The 23,203-nt window shown below is 35.5% G+C and carries 18 protein-coding genes; 10 read left to right on the top strand and 8 right to left on the bottom strand.

Annotated features, from left to right (window positions below):
• Positions 1-306: 306 nt before the first annotated feature.
• Positions 307-633 (bottom strand): YbaB/EbfC family nucleoid-associated protein, encoded by a 327-nt coding sequence (locus NAT51_RS02515; RefSeq protein WP_250594780.1) that lies wholly within the window; start codon positions 631-633, stop codon positions 307-309.
• Positions 634-780: 147 nt separating this feature from the next.
• Between NAT51_RS02515 and NAT51_RS02510 the strand changes: the two genes are divergently transcribed.
• Both NAT51_RS02510 and NAT51_RS02505 read left to right on the top strand, forming a co-directional pair.
• The gene (locus NAT51_RS02510; protein WP_250594778.1) at positions 781-2,841 is read left to right on the top strand and encodes a S9 family peptidase; all 2,061 of its coding nucleotides are present in this window, start codon (positions 781-783) and stop codon (positions 2,839-2,841) included.
• 77 nt (positions 2,842-2,918) lie between these two features.
• The gene (locus tag NAT51_RS02505) at positions 2,919-3,959 is read left to right on the top strand and encodes a PLP-dependent cysteine synthase family protein (RefSeq protein ID WP_250594776.1); all 1,041 of its coding nucleotides are present in this window, start codon (positions 2,919-2,921) and stop codon (positions 3,957-3,959) included.
• A gap of 59 nt (positions 3,960-4,018) precedes the next feature.
• Here the strand turns inward: NAT51_RS02505 and NAT51_RS02500 are convergent, their stop codons facing one another.
• Both NAT51_RS02500 and NAT51_RS02495 read right to left on the bottom strand, forming a co-directional pair.
• On the bottom strand, positions 4,019-4,555 hold the full coding sequence (locus NAT51_RS02500; RefSeq protein ID WP_250594774.1) for a hypothetical protein: 537 nt from the start codon (positions 4,553-4,555) through the stop codon (positions 4,019-4,021).
• Positions 4,556-4,708: 153 nt separating this feature from the next.
• Positions 4,709-5,419: a YebC/PmpR family DNA-binding transcriptional regulator gene (locus tag NAT51_RS02495; RefSeq protein ID WP_250594773.1), complete on the bottom strand. Its 711-nt coding sequence runs from the start codon at positions 5,417-5,419 to the stop codon at positions 4,709-4,711.
• A 122-nt stretch (positions 5,420-5,541) separates the two neighbouring features.
• Here NAT51_RS02495 and NAT51_RS02490 point away from each other — a divergent pair, with 122 nt between their 5' ends.
• Complete coding sequence (locus NAT51_RS02490; protein WP_250594771.1) at positions 5,542-6,120, top strand: outer membrane beta-barrel protein; 579 nt, start codon at positions 5,542-5,544, stop codon at positions 6,118-6,120.
• 65 nt (positions 6,121-6,185) lie between these two features.
• Here NAT51_RS02490 and gcvT read toward each other — a convergent pair whose 3' ends face one another.
• From gcvT to thrA, 4 genes are all read right to left on the bottom strand, one after another.
• Positions 6,186-7,268 carry a glycine cleavage system aminomethyltransferase GcvT gene (gene gcvT, locus NAT51_RS02485; protein ID WP_250594769.1) on the bottom strand — a complete coding sequence of 361 codons (1,083 nt, stop codon included), beginning with the start codon at positions 7,266-7,268 and terminating at the stop codon, positions 6,186-6,188.
• A gap of 86 nt (positions 7,269-7,354) precedes the next feature.
• Entirely contained in the window at positions 7,355-8,650 is a 1,296-nt protein-coding gene (gene thrC / locus NAT51_RS02480) for a threonine synthase (protein WP_250594767.1), read from the bottom strand.
• Between the two features lie 10 nt (positions 8,651-8,660).
• Entirely contained in the window at positions 8,661-9,584 is a 924-nt protein-coding gene (locus NAT51_RS02475) for a homoserine kinase (protein ID WP_250594765.1), read from the bottom strand.
• Positions 9,585-9,593: 9 nt separating this feature from the next.
• Complete coding sequence (gene thrA / locus NAT51_RS02470; protein WP_250594763.1) at positions 9,594-12,035, bottom strand: bifunctional aspartate kinase/homoserine dehydrogenase I; 2,442 nt, start codon at positions 12,033-12,035, stop codon at positions 9,594-9,596.
• A gap of 988 nt (positions 12,036-13,023) precedes the next feature.
• Between thrA and NAT51_RS02465 the strand changes: the two genes are divergently transcribed.
• From NAT51_RS02465 to ilvA, 6 genes are read left to right on the top strand one after another with little or no spacing between them, the layout of a single operon-like run.
• Positions 13,024-13,935, top strand: coding sequence for a branched-chain amino acid transaminase (locus NAT51_RS02465; protein ID WP_317245445.1), 912 nt, complete (start codon positions 13,024-13,026; stop codon positions 13,933-13,935).
• Between the two features lie 18 nt (positions 13,936-13,953).
• A complete protein-coding gene (ilvD, locus tag NAT51_RS02460; protein ID WP_250594761.1) occupies positions 13,954-15,633 on the top strand; it encodes a dihydroxy-acid dehydratase in 1,680 nt (559 codons plus the stop codon).
• Positions 15,634-15,643: 10 nt separating this feature from the next.
• Entirely contained in the window at positions 15,644-17,395 is a 1,752-nt protein-coding gene (ilvB, locus tag NAT51_RS02455) for a biosynthetic-type acetolactate synthase large subunit (RefSeq protein WP_250595407.1), read from the top strand.
• A gap of 7 nt (positions 17,396-17,402) precedes the next feature.
• A complete protein-coding gene (ilvN, locus tag NAT51_RS02450; RefSeq protein WP_250594759.1) occupies positions 17,403-17,990 on the top strand; it encodes an acetolactate synthase small subunit in 588 nt (195 codons plus the stop codon).
• Positions 17,991-18,009: 19 nt separating this feature from the next.
• Positions 18,010-19,053, top strand: coding sequence for a ketol-acid reductoisomerase (ilvC, locus tag NAT51_RS02445; protein WP_250594757.1), 1,044 nt, complete (start codon positions 18,010-18,012; stop codon positions 19,051-19,053).
• Positions 19,053-20,297 (top strand): threonine ammonia-lyase IlvA, encoded by a 1,245-nt coding sequence (ilvA, locus tag NAT51_RS02440; protein ID WP_250594755.1) that lies wholly within the window; start codon positions 19,053-19,055, stop codon positions 20,295-20,297. The genes ilvC and ilvA overlap by 1 nt, the downstream gene beginning before the upstream one ends.
• A 35-nt stretch (positions 20,298-20,332) precedes the next feature.
• Here the strand turns inward: ilvA and NAT51_RS02435 are convergent, their stop codons facing one another.
• Positions 20,333-21,877: a hypothetical protein gene (locus NAT51_RS02435; protein WP_250594753.1), complete on the bottom strand. Its 1,545-nt coding sequence runs from the start codon at positions 21,875-21,877 to the stop codon at positions 20,333-20,335.
• A 155-nt stretch (positions 21,878-22,032) separates the two neighbouring features.
• Here NAT51_RS02435 and NAT51_RS02430 point away from each other — a divergent pair, with 155 nt between their 5' ends.
• Entirely contained in the window at positions 22,033-23,199 is a 1,167-nt protein-coding gene (locus NAT51_RS02430) for a 2-isopropylmalate synthase (protein WP_250594751.1), read from the top strand.
• The last annotated feature ends 4 nt before the right edge of the window (positions 23,200-23,203 follow it).

Genomic DNA, 23,203 nt, shown 5'->3' with positions numbered 1-23,203 from the left:
TGAATTTGTTTTATGCATAAGGGAGTTTATTTTATGCATAGGGGAATTTGTTTTATGTATAGGGGAATTTGTTTTATGTATAGGGGAATTTGTTTTATGTATAGGGGAATTTATTTTATGCATAGGGGAATTTGTTTTATGTATAGGGGAATTTATTTTATGCATAAGGGAATTTGTTTTATGCATAAGGGAATTTATTTTATGCATAGATGAATTTGTTTTATGTAGAGAAGAATTTGTTATTGTATTCAGTCTAGTATTCGGTTATTTAACTACATAAAAAATCCCACTGGTGTGGGATTCTTATTATTTAAAAAGGTTATCCATTCCAGGGATGTTCGGCATTCCGTCTTTGGCAACTGCGCCCAATTCGGCTTCGTTGACAGATGTTGCTTTTTCGATGGCTTTGTTTAATACCATTACCAGGTAGTCTTCCAGTTGGTCTTTGTCTGCTAAAAGGCTTTCGTCAATTGATACATTGCGGATTGTCCGGTTAGCGGTTAAGGTTACTTTCAATAATCCATCGCTGCTTTGTTCATCAACAAGAACCGTGTCAAGACGTTTTTTAGTGTCTTCAATTTTCTGTTGGGTCTCTTTTAATTTACCCATCATGCCCATAATATCTCCAAACATTTCTCTTTTTGATTTAGATTAATAGTGCAAAATTACTAAATTGCCAACCAAATAAACAACTAAACAAAAATGAAAGACGTAACCAAACTAACATGTTTAAGCCTTATTTTTGTTTTTCAGATTAATAATGTAACTGCACAAAAAAAAATGTCAAAAAACATCCAGCCACCTGTTGCTAAAATTGTTCCCAAAAAACTTGAAAAACACAACGACGTCAGAATTGATAATTACTTTTGGTTAAACCAGAGAGAAGATCAGGAAGTGGTTGATTACCTGACAGCCGAAAATAAATATTACGAGGAAATGACTGCCCATACTAAAGATTTCAGGACTTCTTTATTTGAAGAAATGAAATCGAGAATTAAGGAAGACGACTCATCGGTTCCTTATTTTTTTAACAGTTACTGGTATATTTCCCGTTTTGAAAAAGGACAGGATTACCCTATTTATTCCAGAAAATTCAAAAGCCTTGAAGCAAATGAAGAGGTTCTTTTCAATTGCAATGAAATGGCAAAAGGACATTCGTACTTCCAGTTGGGAGGTGTGAGCGTGAGTCCGAATAATAAATTTGCCACATTCGGCGTAGACAAAGTCAGCCGCAGGATTTACACTATTCAGGTCAAGAACCTTGAAACCGGTGAGATCTTAGCGGATAAGATTGAAAACTGTACCGGAGGATCGGTTTGGGCTAATGACAATGAAACTATTTTTTACACAACAAAAGATCCTGTGACTTTGCGTTCGGATAAGATTTACCGACATAAATTAGGCACCGATTCGAAAGATGACGTATTGGTTTATGAAGAGAAAGACGACACTTTCAGTGTGTATATATATAAGGAGAAGTCGAAAAAGTATATCGTTATAGGTTCGCAAAGTACCATGACAAGCGAATACAGAACCTTAAGTGCTGATACACCTGACGGGGAATTTAAAATCTTCCAGAAACGTACAAGAGGATTGGAGTATAGTATTTCGCATTTTGGTGATAGTTTCTATGTATTGACGAATAAAGACAAGGCGACCAATTTCAAGTTGATGAAAACGTCTGAAACAGCCACTGAAAAGGAGAACTGGAAAGATGTTATTGCGCACCGTGAAAATGTATTGCTGGAAGATATTGAGATTTTCAAAGATTATCTTGTTGTTGAAGAACGCGATAACGGCCTGACAAAATTACGTATCATGCCATGGAGTGGGGAAGGCGAGTATTATTTGCCTTTTGAAAGCGAGACGTATACGGCTTATACATCGACCAATGTTGATTTTGATACCGATATTTTACGTTATGGATACCAGTCTTTAAGAACTCCTTCATCGGTTATTGATTTCAATATGAAAGACAAAACGAAGGAAGTTAAGAAAGAACAGCAGGTATTGGGCGGAAAATTCGATAAGGACAATTACGAAGAAAAACGTGTTTGGGCTACTGCAAAAGACGGTACCAAAGTGCCTGTTTCGATGATTTACAGAAAAGGAACCAAATTGGATGGCAAGAATCCGTTGTTACAGTATGCTTACGGTTCTTACGGCTATTCGATGGATTGTACGTTTTCAACAACCCGCCTGAGTTTATTGGACAGAGGTTTTATTTACGCCATTGCCCATGTAAGAGGCGGGGAAGATTTAGGAAGACCATGGTATGAAAACGGAAAATTGCTACAGAAGATGAACACATTTACCGATTTTATCGATTGTTCTAAATTCCTGATTGAAAACAAATACACTTCTGCCAGACATTTATATGCAGAAGGAGGATCAGCAGGAGGGATGTTAATGGGTGGAGTTATCAATATGGCACCTGAACTTTATAATGGGGTTATTGCGGCTGTGCCGTTTGTGGATGTCGTGACCACGATGTTGGATGATTCTATTCCGTTAACAACCGGTGAGTATGATGAGTGGGGTAATCCGAACGAAAAAGAGTATTATGACTATATGAAATCATATTCGCCATATGATAATGTTGCGGCGATACAATATCCTAACCTATTGGTAACAACTGGTTTACATGATTCTCAGGTGCAATATTGGGAACCGGCCAAGTGGGTGGCGAAGCTAAGGACTTTGAAAACTGATAATAATGTCTTATATTTAGATACCAATATGGATACAGGCCATGGTGGTGCTTCCGGAAGATTTGAAGCTTTGAAAGAAGTAGCCAAAGAATTCAGTTTTTTGTTAGATTTAGAAGGAATTAAAAAGTAATTAAATTTTTTTTTATAGATTTGCAAAGTTTTGGAGGTGTCAAAAATTCCAGAATGAAGCCTCGATTATAAAAATATATGGGACAAGATATACAAGCTTACAATAATGTATTGGAACTAATAGGTAATACTCCGCTTATTAAAATCAATAAGATTACTGAAGAAATTAAAGGTAATTTTTATGCAAAAGTAGAGGCCTTTAATCCGGGTCACTCAACAAAAGACCGTATTGCATTATACATTATTGAAGAAGCTGAAAGACAAGGGATCATTAAACCTGGTGATACCATCATTGAAACTACTTCCGGGAATACGGGTTTCAGTTTGGCAATGGTAAGTATTATTAAAGGATATGAATGTATTCTTGCTGTGAGTTCTAAATCATCATCTGACAAAATTGATATGTTACGCAGCATGGGTGCAAAAGTTTATGTTTGCCCTGCGCATGTTTCTGCTGATGATGAACGTTCATACTACAATGTTGCCAAACGTTTGCATGAAGAAACCAAAGGATCGGTTTATATTAACCAATACTTTAATGATCTAAATATTGAAGCACACTACAAAACTACAGGCCCGGAAATCTGGGAACAGACAAACGGAAAAGTAACACATGTAGTGGCTTGTACGGGAACCGGAGGTACTTTATCAGGAGCAGCAAAATTCTTAAAAGAGAAAAACCCGAATATCAGAATTTTAGGTGTTGACGCTTATGGATCTGTATTGAAAAAATACCACGAAACCAGAGAGTTTGATGCTGAAGAAATTTATCCATACAGAATCGAAGGTTTAGGAAAGAATTTAATTCCGACTGCAACCGATTTTGATTTGATTGATAAGTTTGTGAAAGTTACTGATGAGGACAGTGCACACATGACCCGTAATATTGCAAAAACCGAAGGTTTGTTTGTGGGTTATACATCGGGTGCTGTTATGCAGGCTATCAAACAATATGCTGAAGAAGGGGAGTTTGATGAAAACAGTAATGTTATCGCTATATTTCCTGACCACGGATCACGTTATATGAGTAAAGTATTCAGTGATGAGTGGATGAATGACCAAGGCTTTTTTGATAGTGTTAATGTAGAAGAAGCTCAAAAAATTGAGTATATCAAATAGAAATAAAAAAATCCTGCCTTTTGAGCAGGATTTTTTATTAACCAACTAACCAAATAATACTATTTTGCAATAATGTATTTTTCCACAGTAATTTTATCGGCTTTAGTGTTGTACGTTTCCAGGATAAAATTACCTTCCGCATCGAAGTAACCCAATGCATATTTATTTTTATTGTAGTAGATATAATTGTTGTTTGATGTTTTTCTCAAAATTGCATTGAATTTATCATCGGGCATTTTCATGGTGTAACCGCCTTCTTCCGATTTCAATTCGTAACGTTTACCGTTATTCATGAAATAGGTGGAACGCTCAACGTCTACGACTTTTGTTTTACCGTCTGCGTTAATAGCGGTAGCTGTTGTCACCTCTACCGGATTATTAGCCATTGGGATGTTTTTTGTTCCGGGTTTTTCCTGCTCTACTTCGACACCCACTTTTTGTTCCTCTTTGGTTACCTCTGATTTGATCAGTCTTTTTTCACCGTCAGAATCTTTAATGGTTGTCACTGTTGTTTTAACCTCGGTTTGGGTATTTTTGTTCTGCGCCTGAATAGCCAATGTTAATAATACGGCAATTGATGTTACGATAGTTTTCATAATACAAATGTTTAATGATTATTACATTACAAATGTAGGATGTGAATATGAGGAATGTCTTACAGTATTTTTGTGAAGTGTTACAGAATTCGCACAGAGAATAAAAAAACTCCGGTATTTACCGGAGTTTTTGTAGTATCAAAGATTTGTTTTTTATTCCTGCATTGTATGGAAAACGTTCATAACGTCATCGTCTTCTTCGATTTTTTCCAATAATTTTTCAACATCGGCAACTTGCTCAGGAGTTAATTCCTTTGTGATTTGCGGAATTCTTTCAAACCCTGAAGACAATACTTCAATTCCTCTGTTTTCCAGTTCTTTTTGGATGGCACCAAAACTTTCGAAAGGAGCATACATTAAAATTCCGTCTTCATCAGCGAAAATTTCTTCCACACCGAAATCGATCATTTCCAATTCAAGTTCTTCAACATCCTGACCTTCAGAAGGGATTCTGAAGTTACAGGTATGGTCAAACATGAATTCCACAGAGCCTTGGGTTCCTAAAGTTCCGTTACATTTGTTGAAATAACTTCTGATGTTGGCAACTGTTCTGTTGTTGTTATCGGTAGCGGTTTCAATCAAAACAGCGATTCCGTGTGGTGCATATCCTTCAAATAAAACTTCTTTAAAATTGGCTGTATCTTTATCGGATGCTTTTTTGATAGCTCGGTCAACATTGTCTTTTGGCATGTTAGCAGCTTTCGCATTTTGGATAACGGCTCTTAAACGTGAGTTAGTTTCAGGACTTGGCCCTCCTTCTTTAACTGCCATTACGATGTCTTTTCCAATTTTGGTAAACGTTTTGGCCATTGCCGACCAACGTTTCATTTTACGCGCTTTTCTAAATTCAAATGCTCTTCCCATTTCTTATTGTTTGACTTTTAATCGTTTAATTTCTTATGCAAAAATAACGTTACTTAATTCAATTAAAAAATTTGAGAAGGTTTTTTTTATGGCTACTTTCGCACTGTTTAATTAAAAATTATATGAAAAAAATTATTGCTTTAACTGTTCTTTTTGTTGGTTTTACTGCATTCTCACAAAAAAGGGCTAAAGGTACGGTTGAACTTACTCCGTTTATTGGACATTCGTCATCAAATTATTATGGTGAAGAAGATTTGGATAATTCTTCAATGACTTCGGTGCATTTTGGTGCCGACTTGGATTATTTCTACAACGACCGTTGGAGTTTCCGTTCCGGTATGTTATTTCAAACGATGGGAACAAAATTTAACGGTTATAGAGAAGAATTGAATTATGTAACTATTCCGCTTAATGCTAACTGGCATTTTGGAAGTACAAGAAAATGGAACTTGAATTTCGGTCCGAGTATTGGTTTCTTAACATCAGCCAATGGAAATGGTGAAGACATTGAAAAATATGTAAATTCAACCCAGATTGGTTTGAACTATGGTATTGGATATAAATTAGAGGTATCCAAAAAGTTCAGTATTTTGTTCGATTACCAAGGAATGACAGGTTTGAGTGAAGTTCCGGAAGATTCAGACTATACAATTAAAAACAGTTTTGGTTCTTTTAATATAGGTGGGGTATTTGTACTTTAAAAACATCCAGAAATAAGAAATAAAAAATCCGCTTTAAGCGGATTTTTTATTTAATACGTATAATATTATTTTTTGTAGAAAGGTAATTTCACCACTTTGGCAGGAATATCATTTTTACGGATTCTGATAAAGATGTCAGAATCAACTGTTGAAAATGCCGTAGGTACATATCCTAAACCAATTCCTTTGTTCAACGAAGGAGATTGTGTACCGGAAGTTACGATACCGATTACATTTCCGTCTGCGTCAACGATTTCATAATCATGACGTGGAATTCCTCTTTCAGTTAATTCGAAAGCAACCAATTTACGGGTAACACCTTCTTCTTTTTGTTTTTTCAGATTTGCTGAGTTTGTAAACTCTTTATCGAATTTGGTAATCCATCCTAAACCGGCTTCTAATGGAGAAGTAGTGTCGTTGATATCATTACCGTATAAACAGAATCCCATTTCAAGACGTAACGTATCACGTGCAGCCAGACCGATAGGTTTGATTCCGAATGCAGCACCCGCTTCAAATACACGGCTCCAGATAGTTGCTGCATCTTCGTTTTTGAAATAAATTTCGAAACCACCTGAACCGGTATAACCAGTTGCAGAAACAATTACATCATTTTTTCCGGCGAATTCACCAATTTGGAATGAATAATACGGCATGTTTGCTAAATCAATCGAAGTTAACGATTGCATGGCTTCGGCAGCTTTTGGTCCTTGAATGGCCAATAACGAATAAGCATCGGAAAGGTTTTCCATTTCAACACCTAAATCATTATGAGATGAAATCCAGTTCCAGTCTTTTTCGATATTGGATGCATTTACAACCAACATATAATGATTGTCAGCAATTTTATAAACAATTAAATCGTCAACGATTCCGCCGTCATTATTCGGTAAACATGAATATTGAGCTTTTCCGTCAACTAATTTTGAAGCATCATTAGATGTAACCTTTTGGATTAAAGCCAAAGCATTTTCTCCTTTTAGCATAAATTCACCCATGTGTGAAACGTCAAAAACACCCACACCATTACGAACGGTTTCGTGCTCAATGTTAACGCCTTCATACTGAACAGGCATATTATAGCCTGCAAACGGAACCATTTTTGCTCCTAAACTTTCGTGAATGTTTGTTAATGCTGTATTTTTCATTTGTTTATTGTGTTAATTCGGGCGCTAAATTAGTTTAATTTTTTGAAATTTCAGAAGAATTACACCAACATAAACACTCCTTTTTGTTATATTTTATTCATTAAAAACGCCTTGACTTCTGCATAATTATCGCATAATGTCATTGTCTTTTCTTTTGATAAAATTGATTTCATGTTTTCAGGAAATTCTATTGAAATCCCTAATGTTTCATTAACTGTTTCTTCAAATTTTACCGGATGGGCGGTTTCCAGAAAGACGCCAATTGAACCGTTTTGTTTTTGAAGTTCATCTTTTAGTCCCAAATAAGCAACAGCTCCGTGCGGATCCATCATATAGTTGTAATTAGTATAAACGAATTGCATGGCTTTTCTGGTTTCTTCATCGGAATAACTGTAAGAAGAAAACTCCTTTTGAAATTCGTTTAAATCATCATTGTATAATTCCCTGATCCGGATAAAATTACTTGGATTGCTGACATCCATGGCATTCGAAATTGTCTGAATGGTTGATTTTGGTTTGTAAACTCCGTTTTCCATAAATCGGGGTACTGTATCATTTAAATTTGTTGCAGCGACAAAATGTGAAATAGGTAATCCTAATTTTTTAGCTAAAACGCCGGCACATATATTTCCAAAATTACCACTAGGACATGCTATGATTATCGGTTTGTTTTTACTTTTCAATGCTTTATATGTAAAGAAGAAATAAAACATCTGTGGCAACCATCTGGCAATATTAATCGAATTTGCCGAAGTCAGGTTTATATGCTTTAAATCAGAATCCACAAAAGCTTTTTTGACGATATCCTGACAATCATCAAAGCTTCCGTTTATGGAAATAGCTTTAATATTATGACCTAAAGTGGTTAGTTGCCTTTCCTGGAAGTCACTGATTTTTCCTTTAGGATAAAGAATTACAACGTTGATCTTTTCAGCTTCATAGAAACCACTGGCTACCGCTCCGCCAGTATCACCGGAAGTAGCTACCAATACGGTACTTTTTTTAGAAGTGTCCTCATTGAAAAATTCAAGGCATTTTGACATAAAACGTGCGCCAACATCCTTGAAAGCCATTGTTGGTCCGTGAAATAATTCCAAAGCGTAAATGTCTTTTTCAACATTTACCACAGGGAAATCAAAAGAAAGTGTTTGGTATATAATTTCTTTTAAATTGTTTTCCGGAATTTCATTTCCAATAAATTGTTTGATGGCTTCAAAAGCAATTTGTGAATTTTCCAGCTTGTCTATTTCTTCAAAAAAAGAAGTTGGTAACGGTTCTATTTTTTCAGGAAAATAAAGCCCTGAATCAGGTGCCAGTCCAAGAATGACTGCTTCCTGGAAAGTTGTTTTATGTTGTTTGTTGTTTAAACTGTAATATTTCATTTTAGTTGATTTAGTTAATTATGCAAACTCCCTCTGGATTAATTTTCGATACATGTACTTCAAAAGGAATTGCTGTTTCCGAAAATATTTTTCTCATCTCATTGGCAACATTTGTAGCTGTTTCAAACCCTTTACTTAAAGAAAAAATTGAAGGTCCAGAGCCCGAAATTCCGGCTCCTAAAGCACCACATTCGATTGCTTTTTCTTTAACCAAATCAAAGTTAGGAATAAATTTACTGCGTAAAGGTTCGACAATTCCGTCATGTAATGAGCGCTGAATCAATCCATAGTCATTTGTGTATAAACCGGCTATAAGACCTCCAAGATTCCCCCATTGTGTGATGGCACTTTTTAGAGATATTTCTGGTGTTAATACAGCACGCATTTCAGAAGTTTTCAATTCAATTTGCGGATGAATAACAGTAACATATAATTCGGACGGACTCTCAATACGGATAATATCCAAAGGATTGTAGCCTCTTACTAAAGTAAATCCGCCTAAAAGGGCAGGTGCTACGTTATCAGCATGTTCACTTCCGCTGGCCACGGCTTCACCTTTCATGGCAAAATAAACCAGCTCTTTTTTAGTAAATGGTCTTCCCAGTAATTCATTTAAACCAAAAACAACTCCGGAAGCACTTGCAGCTGAACTTCCAATACCGCTTCCGACTTTTATTTTCTTATGAATTTCTATGTCAAATCCAAAATCAGGGTTTATTTCATTCAATAACGATTGTGCAGCAACACCGGCAACGTTTTTTTCCGGTTCCAATGGTAAATCTGCGCCGGTAATTTTTGTCAGCCGTATGCCTTTTTTAGGAGTTTTTTGAATTATGATTTCATCACCGATTGCTTCCAGGCATAGCCCAAGTACATCAAAACCACATGAAAGATTTGCAACTGTTGCCGGGCAAAATATTTTTATACTTTCCATATTCATCAATTAATTGTTACCTACACGTATTACATCAGCAAAAATCCCTGAAGCCGTTACATCGGCACCGGCACCGGCACCTTTAATCAATAAAGGTTGATCCGAATAGCGGTTTGTGTAAAAAAGAACGATGTTATCTTTTCCTTCCAGATTGTAAAATGGATGTTCTTTATCAATGTATTGTAATCCGACTGATGCTTTACCATTTTCAAAACTCGCCACATATTTGAGTCGGCTTTCTTTATTTTGTGCTTCTTTGTACATGTTTTCAAAATGTAATTGATGGTTTTCAAGAGAAGTAAAAAAGGCATCTACAGAATCTGAGTGCAATGCTTCATCCGGTAAAAAGGACAGATTTTCAATTTCTTTGATTTCCATTTGATAACCACTTTCACGGATAAGGATGAGAATTTTACGCATTACATCAATTCCGCTTAAATCAATCTTCGGATCCGGTTCAGTATAACCTTCAGACTTGGCTTGTTGCACCACATCATGAAAAGTAGTAGTGGAATTGAAATTATTAAAGATGAAATTTAAACTTCCGGATAAAACCGCTTGTATTTTATGTACTTTATCACCTGACGCAATAAGGTTTTTGAGTGTGTCGATAATTGGTAAACCCGCACCAACATTGGTTTCAAATAAAAACGGTGCGTTGTATTTTTTAGAAAGTTCTTTCAGGTTTTTATAATTGTCATATTCTGATGAACAAGCTATTTTATTACAAGTTACTACGGCTACATTCTGGCTTAAAAAACGGTTGTAAATTGCAGCGATATTCTCATTGGCAGTATTATCAACAAAGATGCTGTTGCGTAAATTCATTTTTTCTACTTTAGAAATAAATTGGTTAATACAAGCCTCATCTCCATTTTCCAGAGATGCTTTCCAATTGTCAAGAGTAATTCCATTTTCATTGAAAACCATTTTTTTGGAATCAGAAAGAGCGATAACACGGATGTTGATTTTCAGATTTTCCTTCAAATATTTTTTCTGTTGGTTAATCTGTTCAATGAATTTTCCGCCAACATTCCCTACGCCGCAAATAAACAGATTGATTTGTTTGATGTTGTCCTCAAAGAATTTCTCATGAAGTGAATTGAGTGCTTTTTTTACATCTTTCCTGTCTATTACCACTGAGATATTGCGTTCAGAAGCACCTTGTGCAATTGCTCTGATATTGACGTTGTTTTTGCCTAAAGTACTGAACATTTTACCGCTCAAACCCTGATGGTTTTTCATGTTTTCTCCAACCAAAGCAATTATTGCTAAATTCTTTTCAGCAAATATGGGGCGGATAACTAATTGTTTGATTTCGTATTCAAACTCGGCATCAATGCATTGTTTCGCTTTCAAAGCATCATTTTCCGAAAGTCCGATGCAGATGCTGTGCTCAGAAGATGCCTGAGTAATAAAAACAATATTGATATTTTCCTTAGCAATAGCACCGAAAAGTCTTTTGGAAGCTCCCGGAACACCTACAAGTCCAGAACCTTCCAATGTCAGTAATACAATATTGTCCATATGGCTTATACCTTTGATTGGATTCTTGCCGGAATGGCAATCGTTTGAAATGAAAGTTCCGCTTTCATCCGGTTTAAAAGTATTTTTAATGTAGATTGGAATGTTACTGTTTAGTACCGGCTGAATTGTTGGTGCATACAATACTTTGGCACCAAAATGCGATAATTCCATTGCTTCTTTATAAGAAATTTGCGGAATGGGTCTTGCCTGTTTTACAATTTGGGGGTTAGCCGTAAACATACCGCTCACGTCAGTCCATATTTCCAATTGGTTTGCCTGTAAGGCAGCTGCGATGACTGATGCAGTATAATCTGAACCACCACGGCCTAAAGTTGTTGTGTTGCCTTCCTGGGATTGGGCGATGAATCCCGGAAGAATAGTAATATCCGATTGATTTTTATCAAAATAATACTGAATCAGGTAGTTGCTTATCTGAAAATTGATATGGGCATTTCCATAATTTGAATCGGTTTGGATTAGTTCCCTACTGTCTTTGTAACTTACTTTTGAATGGATGGATTTTAGATATTCGAAAATGATTTTTGATGACAATAATTCGCCATATGAAAGAATATTATCGATTGATTTTTTAGACAATTCACCCAACAAAAAACATCCCTCCAAAAGTGTTTCCAACTGGTTGAATGAATTTTGTATATAATCCAAAGTTTCATTTGAACTATTTAATTGGATAAGATTTGAAAGCGTTTCAATATGCCTGTTTTTTAATTCTAATAGTATATCAGAATATGATTTGTCTTTGGATTTAGCCAAACGGATGATCTCTACTAAGGAATCGGTTACTCCACCTAAAGCAGAAACTACAACAATTATTTTATTGGCTTCCTGCTGCATTATGGAAACCGATTTTTTTATATTATGATGGTCGGCAACAGAAGTTCCGCCAAATTTTAAAACTTTCATGAGATGTGTTTTATAAGTATAACAGGATAAAACTTTGGTGTTTATTCGGTATTATACGTTAGTAAAATTAAAAAATTGAATAGGAGCATTCAGTGTAAAAAATATACACGTACGCAAACGGATTATATGAAGAAATTATACCCCGGACGGGGTAGTCGTAGTTGTTGTGGTTGTGGTAGCAACAATCGCAACCAAGTTTTTGGTTGTAGAGAATTGATTGTATTTGTAATTGCGTACCATTTGTTACAAAAGTAATAATTTTTTTGAAAAATCACATTTTCTTTGAAAAAAATATTGTTTTTGACTTTTTTTTATACATTTGCATCAACTAAGTGAAGAAATGAGAAAAATTGTTAACATTATCGTTGTCATTATCGTAATTGTAATTCCACAATTATGACGGGGAGATGTTATACATAAAACATAAGTAATATTAGTATAAGCCTTCCCATTATGGAAGGCTTTTTTTATTTTAATCAACACAAAAATTTTTAAAGATGACAAAAATCAAAAAAACACAGCGACATCATCAACAATGTCAAAACCAAAAATCGTTAACAACTTCTGTTATTTCTTTACCTTCTTTAATTTCCAGCATTATTCTTATTCGAATTAGCGTCTGCTAATTAACAATGCTTTCAGGTGGCATCAGAATATCTCATTGATCGCGGATTGACTCCCGTTTAGCCACTATTCCATTATTTTTTAGACAACAAAAGGATTCATACTGATTTCCTTAGCTCATTTATTTTCAAAAACTATCTGATTTCAATTCTTGGGATTGAAGTAAGCAATGTTTTTTGTGAGGTTTTCTTTTGTCAAAAGAAGAAAAATCATACTGTAGCTATCGTAATATTTGTTTTTATAATAAGCTGTTAATCATTTATTTATGTTTCTTTTTTGTTGTTCGGATTTGCTTAAAAATATAAAAATCGGAAATCGTAAAATTTAAATCAATTCTAATTTCGGAAAATCAAAAATTAAAACAATGAAACCAGGTAATTTCACATTAGCCCCAACAAACAATTTGTATTATACTGATAATCATATTATTTACTTGAACGGATCATTCTTAAATGCCAGTGAAGTTCATACTGATTTATACGGACAAACTTTGCATTATGGTTATGGTGTATTTGAAGGAATACGTGCATATGATACCAGCACAGGAACACGGATATTTAAGGCAGAGGAACATTATGTCAGATTAAAAAGATCATGTCAGCTGATAGGAATTCCATTCGAATTTGATACTACTGAACTTATTCAGAAAACGTATGAATTATTGGAAACGAACAATTTTAAAGATGCGTATATAAGACCGCTGGTATTTTGTTCTCCTAACATGACTTTAAACACACCAAATGATGTTTCTATAATGATAGCAGCTTGGGAATGGGGAGCTTATTTGGGAGAAAAGCAATTGAATCTTATGTATTCATCATTCTGCAGACCTCATCCCAAATCAACAAAAATTGAAGCGAAAGTTTGCGGGCATTATGTTAATTCCATATTGGCGACTTCAGAAGCTAAAAGAAACGGTTATGATGAAGCCTTGCTTTTAGATAGTGACGGATTTTTGGCCGAAGGACCTGGAGCCAATCTTTTCTTTGAAAAAAGCGGAAAATTATACACGCCTCAATTAGGAAATATTTTACCGGGAATTACCAGGGCAACAGTTATGGAATTGTGCCAAGAGCAGGGGATAGAAGTTGTTGAAGGACTTTATCTGCCAGAGGATCTTGAAAATGCTGAAAGTGCATTCTTTTCTGGTACAGCAGCAGAGATCATCGGAATAGCTTCTGTTAATAAAACGGTTCTTCCGTTGCATTGGGAAAACTCTTTAGGCAAGCAACTTCAAACTGCCTATAAAGACTTGGTTTTAGAAAGAAAATATTAATTGGAAAAGTAGTTTAAGATGGTATTGAATAGACATAGTAAAACGATTACACAGGATGAAACACAACCGGCAGCTCAAGCAATGTTGTATGGTATCGGACTGAATGATGCACAAATGAATCAGCCATTTATTGGTATTGCTTCTATGGGATATGATGGTAATACCTGTAATATGCATTTAAATCATCTGGCAACTTATATCAAACAGGAAGTAAATTCGGGCGAAATGGTCGGACTGATTTTCAACACTATTGGCATTAGTGACGGTATTACTAACGGAACTGATGGTATGCGGTATTCATTGGTAAGCCGCGAAATTATTGCCGATAGCATTGAAAGTGTTGTGTCAGGACATTATTATGACGGATTGATTGCAATCCCGGGATGTGATAAAAATATGCCGGGGAGCATTATGGCAATGGGAAGGTTAAACCGTCCTTCCATTATGGTTTACGGAGGTACTATTGCTCCCGGAAAATACCAAAATAAGGATTTAAATATCGTTTCAGCTTTTGAAGCATTGGGAGAAAAAATTGCCGGTAAAATTTCTCAAGAAGAGTTTAAGGGAATTATTAAAAACGCTTGTCCTGGTGCCGGAGCATGCGGCGGGATGTATACTGCAAACACAATGGCCATCGCAATTGAAGCTTTAGGAATGAGTTTGCCGTATTCCAGTTCAAATCCTGCTGTAAGTCATGAAAAAATTGATGAATGCAAGCAATCGGCAGTTTATCTTAAAATATTATTAGAAAGAAATATTTGTCCTAAAGACATCATGACTCTCAAAGCTTTTGAGAATGCCATTACGACTTTAATTGCGTTGGGAGGCAGTACAAATGCGGTATTGCATATTATAGCGATGGCAAAAAGTGTTGGGGTGAAAATTACACAGGATGATTTTCAGCGCATTAGTGACAAAACCCCTTTAATAGCTGATTTTAAGCCCGGAGGTAATTATCTGATGCAAAATTTACATGAAAAAGGAGGTGTTCCAATGGTGTTGAAATATCTATTGGATAAAAAAATGCTTCATGGTGATTGCTTAACAGTTACGGGAGAAACGGTGGCTGAAAATTTAAAAGATGTTGATGTAATTGATTTTGAAAGTCAAAACATTATCAAACCTATCGAACAGCCTATTAAAACAACCGGACATCTCCAGATTTTATATGGCAACCTTGCAGAAAAAGGTGCCGTCGCAAAAATTACAGGAAAAGAAGGAGAAAAGTTTTCCGGACCTGCCAAAGTTTTTGACGGAGAAAAAGAACTTATTAAAGGAATTGAAAGGAAAAAGATTCAGGCGGGAGATGTTGTGGTTATCCGTTATGTAGGACCTAAAGGCGGACCAGGAATGCCCGAAATGTTGAAGCCAACTTCAGCTTTAATTGGTGCTGGTTTTGGGAAAAGTGTCGCATTAATTACAGATGGAAGGTTTAGCGGCGGAACACACGGTTTTGTTGTTGGCCACATAACACCTGAAGCTTTTGACGCAGGAACTATTGCTTTTGTGGAAGACGGAGACAGTATTGAAATTGATGCAGTCAGTAATTCCATTCATTTGAATGTTTCTGATGATATCCTGATGGTAAGGAGAAAAAAATTTATTCAGCCTGAATTAAAAGTCAAAAATGGTGTCTTGTTTAAATACGCAAAATTAGTTAAAGATGCATCCGAAGGATGTGTTACAGATGAATCTTAATACGAATAAAATGATCACAACAGAAACAAAACAAAAGAAAAGTTTTCAACCTAAAAGTGTGAAAACAACAGGAAGTTTAGCTGTTCTAGATGCTTTATTATCTGAAAAAACATCGGTTGTTTTCGGTTATCCGGGTGGAGCGATTATGCCTATTTATGATGCTTTGTATGATTATAAAGATTCTTTGGAGCATATTTTGGTAAGGCATGAGCAAGGAGCTATTCATGCGGCTCAGGGTTACGCAAGGGCAAGCGGTAAAGTAGGCGTAGTGTTTGCAACAAGTGGTCCCGGAGCAACAAATCTTGTTACCGGCTTGGCAGATGCAATGATAGATTCGACTCCATTGGTTTGTATTACAGGACAGGTTTTTGCCCATTTATTAGGGACTGATGCCTTTCAGGAGACAGATATTGTCAATATTACAACACCTATAACGAAATGGAATTATCAAGTTACTGATGCTAACGAGATACCCGAAGTCTTGGCTAAGGCGTTTTACATTGCCAAAAGTGGGCGTCCAGGTCCGGTGTTAATTGATATCACTAAAAATGCGCAACTCCAAAGTTTTGATTATAAGGGATATGGTTTATGTGATTATGTAAGAAGCTACAGGCCAAAACCTACGGTTAGAAGATCTTATATAGACGAAGCAGCTCAATTGATTAATGAAGCAAAAAGACCTTTCGTGATTTTCGGGCAGGGTGTTATTTTGGGTGAAGCTGAAAAGGAATTCCTGACATTTATTGAAAAAGGAGGGTTCCCGACCGCTTGGACCATTATGGGAATGAGTGCTATTCCAACAGATCATTATTTAGGGGTAGGGATGCTTGGAATGCATGGTAATTACGGACCAAATGTGTTAACCAATGAATGTGACGTATTGATAGCAGTAGGTATGCGATTTGATGACCGGGTAACGGGAAGACTGGATTTATATGCGAAGCAAGCTAAAATTATTCATTTTGATATAGATGCTGCTGAGATAGATAAAAACGTCAAAACGACTGTTGCGGTTTGGGGTGATTGCAAAGAAACCTTGCCGCTTCTAACTGATTTAATACATAAGAACTCACATCCTAAATGGTTACGGGAATTTGAAAACAAAAGGATTAAAGAACAAGATGAATTGGTTGCTAAGGAATTAAAACCAACCCATGGAAAAATTACTATGGGAGAAGTAATGGATGTTCTGAACGACTTAACTGGAGGCGATGCTGTGATTGTTACCGATGTTGGACAGCATCAAATGGCTGCCTGCCGTTATACCAGGCAAAATTTTACAAGAAGCAATATCACCAGTGGAGGATTGGGAACAATGGGGTTTGCACTTCCGGCGGCTATTGGAGCTAAATATGGAGTCCCGGAAAGACAGGTAATTGCTGTTATGGGTGATGGTGGCGCACAGATGAATATTCAGGAATTAGGGACAATCATGCAGTTTCAGCCGAATGTAAAAATTTTGATTTTGAACAACCGCTATTTGGGAATGGTAAGGCAATGGCAGGAATTATTCCATGAAAAACGCTATTCTTTTACAGATATTAAAAGCCCCGATTTTGTTGCTGTTGCCAAAGGTTATGGAATTGAAGGAAATTTTATTTCTGAAAGAGAAAACCTGAGAAATGGTTTAACCCAAATGCTTCAACATCCTGCTTCATTTTTATTGGAAATTGAAGTTGCTCATGAAGATAACGTATTCCCGATGGTTCCGCAGGGGAAAGGAGTTGCAGAAATAGTTTTACGGAAGGAAGATATTAAATAAAAACAAAATGAAACAAGAATTCACTTTGACCATATACACTGAAAATCATGTGGGGTTAATTAACAAAATAGCCATATTGTTTTCCCGACGGAAAATTAATATTGAGAGCTTTAACACCTCTCCAAGTGAAATTGAAAACATTTTCAGATTTACGATAGTTATTTCAGAAACTGAGCAACGTATCAAAACAATTGCCCGGCAACTTGAAAAATTAATAGATGTGCTTAAAGTATATTACAATACCAATGAAGAAATTATCTGGCAGCAGATGGCACTGTATAAAGTTCCAACATCGGTCACCATGAAGGAAATGAAAGTAGAAAGACTTCTGAGGGAGTATGGAGCGAGAGCTGTGGTAATCCGTGAAGATTTTACAGTTTTTGAAACGACAGGTCAACAGGAGGAGATAGGTAATCTGCTTCGAAAACTGGAACAATTTCAATTGATAGAGTTTGTGAGGAGTTCGCGGATTGCCATTATTAAATCCAGTAACGGTATCCATGATAAAGTATTGGAAATGGAAGAAAAAGAATATAATAACCAACTAAGCACTAAAAAACATTTTCAACCAGGAAGTGTGATTTTTAACATTTAAAATTAAAAAATTATATAAAATGGCAACAATTAATTTTGGCGGAATACAAGAAACCGTAATTACAAGAGAAGAATTCCCTTTGGATAAAGCATTAAAAACATTGCAAAAGGAAACTATTGCAATAATTGGCTATGGAGTTCAAGGACCTGGGCAATCATTAAATCTTAGAGATAATGGGTTTAATGTAATTGTTGGACAACGAAAAGGAGGAAAAAGTTGGGATAAAGCATTACATGACGGATGGATTGAAGGGGAAACTCTTTTCGATATTGAAGAAGCTGTTCAAAAAGCGTCAATAATTCAATATTTGCTGTCGGATGCAGGGCAAATAGAAGCCTGGCCAACAATCAAAAAACATCTGGCTAAAGGGAAAACTTTATATTTTTCCCATGGCTTCGGAATTACTTTTAATGACAAAACTGGGATTGTTCCTCCTGCTGATGTAGATGTAATATTAGTTGCTCCCAAAGGTTCAGGAACATCTTTGAGACGTTTATTTTTAAAGGGTGAAGGCCTTAATTCAAGTTTTGCCGTTTATCAGGATGCAACCGGAACGGCAAGAGAAAAGGCATTGTCATTAGGTATTGGTGTTGGTTCCGGTTATTTATTTGAAACCGATTTTAAGAAGGAAGTCTTTTCAGATTTAACCGGGGAAAGAGGGATTTTAATGGGAGCACTTGCAGGTTTGTTTGAAGCCCAGTACAATGTTTTGAGAAAGTATGGACATTCGCCATCGGAAGCGTTTAATGAAACAGTGGAAGAATTAACACAAAGTTTAATGCCTTTGGTTGCTGAAAACGGAATGGACTGGATGTTTGCAAACACTTCCGTAACAGCTCAGCGCGGTGCTTTAGACTGGAAAGGTAAATTTAGAGAAGCAACAACTCCTGTTTTTGAAACTTTATATGAAGAAGTTTCTTCAGGACGCGAAGCTGCTAGGGTAATTGCTGAAGGAAGTAAAAAGGATTACAGGGAAAAATTAAACCTGGAATTAAAAGAAATAAGAGAATCTGAGCTTTGGCAAACCGGAGCGGAAGTCCGTAAATTAAGACCCAAGATGTAATGAATTTATTAAATGAAATAGTAAAAGCAAAAGAGAAATTAAAAGGAGTAGTGGAAACTACTCCTTTACTCGAAAACAAAAATATATCGGATGAATTTTCGGCTCGGGTATTATTAAAAAGAGAAGACCTGCAAATGGTACGTTCGTATAAAATCAGGGGAGCTTACAATAAGATCAGTTTGTTATCAAACGATGAAAAGAGTAATGGTATTGTATGTGCCAGTGCGGGAAATCATGCACAGGGTGTGGCATTTTCATGCTGTTTATTACAAATTAAAGGTGTTATTTATATGCCAAAAACCACTCCGAACCAAAAAGTAAAACAGGTTAAATCTTTTGGGAAGGATTATGTTGAAATTGTTCTGATTGGTGATACTTTTGATGATGCTTATTTGAGCGCTTTGAAATTTGCTGATGAGCATAATAAAACATTTGTACATCCTTTTGATGATATTGATGTTATTGCTGGACAAGGCACAGTCGGACTTGAAATTTTAGAGATGTTTAATTCACCTCTTGATTATGTATTTGTTCCCGTTGGCGGTGGTGGTTTATCTGCCGGATTATCCACTGTTTTTAAAGAATTAAGTCCGGAAACAAAAATTATAGGCGTTGAACCTTTGGGAGCTTCTTCTATGAAATTTGCAATTGAAAACAGAAAAGTAGTTCCTCTTGAAACCATTGATAAATTTGTTGACGGAGCTGCTGTAAAACAAGTGGGGAAGCTAAATTATGAAATTTGCAAGGATAATTTGGATGACATCATTCTGGTTCCTGAAGGTAAAGTCTGTACGACAATTTTGCGCTTGTATAACGAAGAAGCAATTGTAGTAGAACCCGCAGGGGCACTTGCAATTGCAGCATTGGATTTCTATAAAGAGAAAATCAAGGGGAAAAATGTGGTTTGCATTGTAAGTGGAAGCAATAATGATATTGAGCGGACGGAAGAAATTAAGGAACGTTCACTTTTGCACGAAGGATTAAAGCATTATTTTATGATTCAGTTTCCGCAGCGTCCGGGTGCTTTGAAAGAATTTGTAAATGAAATTTTAAGTGCTGATGATGATATTACATTCTTCCAATTTACGAAGAAAAATAATAGGGAACTGGCGCCTGCACTTGTTGGTCTTGAACTGAAAAATAAAGATGATATAAGTACGATTATGGATAAAATGAATAAGTATGGCTTTCAGTACCGTTATCTTAATGAAAAGGAGGATTTATATACTCAGTTAATTGCTTGATATAGATGGGATAGATTCAAAAATCTATCCCTTTTTTAACGAACCAATTTCTTGGATTTTTCCTGTATAATTTTCGCAACTGGTTTGTTTTCTATCTTGCTTTCCAACCAGGAAATAATATCTAAGTAAAGGAATGCTCTTTTTTCATAAGGATGATTTTCGAGATTCTGCAATTGTAAATGCAATTTTTTGAATTCCGACTTTAATTGATGCGGGTAAATTGTACCTAATTTTTTTAAGAATTTGATTATTTCATATTGTACGTCATGTAAATCGTTCATTTTAATCAAAAATTTATAAGTACTCTTTAACTGAATTTCTAAATGATAATCCATACCAGATTCATAATGAGCAACTAAACTTAATATGCGGGCAAAACACATTAAGTCTTCCCGCATGCTAAGGTTTTTGTTTTCTATTATTTTTTTAGTGTATTCAATGCATTTTCTATTATTGCCTGAACCAAAATAGAGACAGGCAATTTTGTAATAAAAGACCATAATATGATGTTCATCAATTCTGTCTTCATGCTTTTTTAGAGCTTTTAATATCTCATCAACTAAGTATAAACCTCTTTCAAAATCGCCTTCTAAAAAATGTAGATTAAACTTGCTGCTATAAATACAAAGCAAACTGAGAGACTTTAAATTATCATTTTTAGGAAAATCTTCAGAATCAATGGTTTCTTCAAAACGCTCCAATGCTTTTTTGTAATTTGATTTATGCTTAATTAGATACAAACTCTCTAAAAGATAGCTGTTTCCTTTTATATACCAAACTGGATTTGCGTGGATCATGAACTCATTCTTATGGAATAAATTGACCCATTTGCTTGAAAACTTATAGCATGACAAGAAATCCTGAATTAGGAAACTATGCCACAAATGAGCTTTGTAAAGCCATAATTTTTCTCTGAATCCTAGCTCGTTAATTTGATATTCAGGAAGCTCTTTGTTGAAAAATTCTGTGATTTCATTCATTTCCAAATCACTTTTGGCATAGCCACTTTTAAGCATGATGCTGTACAGTTGTAAGGACAAATTCGATAATACACTGGCGGTGACGTTTAGTTTACTCAATTCTTTTGTTTGTTGAATCAATTCATCAGCCCTGCCCACAATACTTCGGGTGATATATTGGGATTCTATAACTTTTTCCAATTCAACAATTTCTGAAGCAATGATTTTTTCATCATTTTCCAATGCGATAGCTTTTACTTTATCCAAAATTTTTAAACTCTGTTTATAGAGTCCTTTTTGATACAAAATAGTCGCAAAATCAAGTTGCTCCCTGATCTGTATACGGATATTCTGGTTAACAGGATTCATTCGTAAGCTAACCAAAATTTGTTTGTATAAATGCGCTTTCAAATTTGATAGTTGCAGCTTAGTAATGTTTTTATTTTTTAAAATTTCATCCTCATTGTAGTTAGGCATTTTATCTAAAAGATTAAAAAGTACCAAAAATTTAGCGTCAAGATTAATTCCTAAACGGTTTACATAAAGCGTAAAATGTCTTTTTTCAGATTTTGAAAGTGATTTGATAAGTACAAATAAATTATCTTTTGAAAGGTTGGCCATTGTAAAATTGTTATTTGTAAGTGATTGTTTTTTAGTTATTTATGGTTTTTGTTTTTTGATTTGGTACTGTAAAACCAATTATGAAAATGGGTTCGTCGAGTATCGCAAAGTATAAATTTGTATTGAATGAAACATGATTTAGCAAAAAAATAAGTATGAAAAATCAGAAGATACAAATATTTGATACAACACTTCGGGATGGCGAACAAGTGCCGGGTTGTAAATTGAATACAGAGCAAAAATTGATTATAGCACGACGCTTGGATGAACTTGGGGTTGATGTTATCGAAGCGGGTTTCCCGGTTTCAAGTCCTGGCGATTATACTTCTGTAGAAGCTATTTCTAAATTAGTAAAAAATGCTTCGGTTTGTGCTTTAACCAGAGCAGTAAAAAATGACATTGAAGTTGCAGCCCAAGCTTTGAAAAGTGCTAAAAAACCTCGTATTCATACAGGCATCGGTACATCAGATTCACATCTTAAGCATAAGTTTAATGCAAGCAGGGAACAAATTATTGAACGTGCTGCTGAAGCAATTACTTACGCCAAAACTTTTGTGGATGATGTAGAATTTTATGCAGAAGATGCAGGAAGAACTGATAATGAATTTTTGGCAAAAGTTTGTTCGGAAGCTATAAAAGCAGGCGCAACCGTACTCAATATTCCTGATACTACAGGATATTGCCTTCCGGAAGAGTATGGTGCAAAAATTAAATACCTTAAGGAAAATGTAATTGGAATTGAAAGAGCAATTCTTTCATGTCATTGTCATAATGATTTGGGATTGGCTACTGCTAATTCCATTTCAGGGATAATTAACGGAGCCAGACAGATTGAATGTACCATCAACGGAATTGGTGAAAGAGCCGGGAATACGGCCTTAGAAGAAGTTGTTATGATTTTGCGTCAGCATTCAAAGTTGGGTTTTGACACCAATATTAATTCAAAATTATTAAGTGATACAAGCAAATTGGTCTCTGAAAGTATGGGAATGTTTGTTCAGGCGAATAAAGCCATTATTGGCTCAAATGCTTTTGCACATAGCTCAGGCATTCATCAGGATGGAGTCATAAAAAACAGGGAAACGTATGAAATTATAAATCCTGCAGATGTAGGTGTGACAGAATCTTCTATTATCCTTACAGCACGAAGTGGCAGGGCTGCTTTGGCTTATAGGGCAAAAAAAATAGGTTATGAGTTGACTAAGCTTCAATTAGATATTGTTTATCAGGAATTTTTAAAATTTGCTGACAAAAAGAGGGAGGTAATCGATCAGGATGTTCATCGGATTATTGAGATGAGTAAAGTAGGACTTTTAGCATAATAAT

It is taken from the genome of Flavobacterium amniphilum (assembly GCF_023634845.1).
GTDB lineage: Bacteria > Bacteroidota > Bacteroidia > Flavobacteriales > Flavobacteriaceae > Flavobacterium > Flavobacterium amniphilum.
This window is presented reverse-complemented; position numbering and strand designations above follow the sequence as displayed.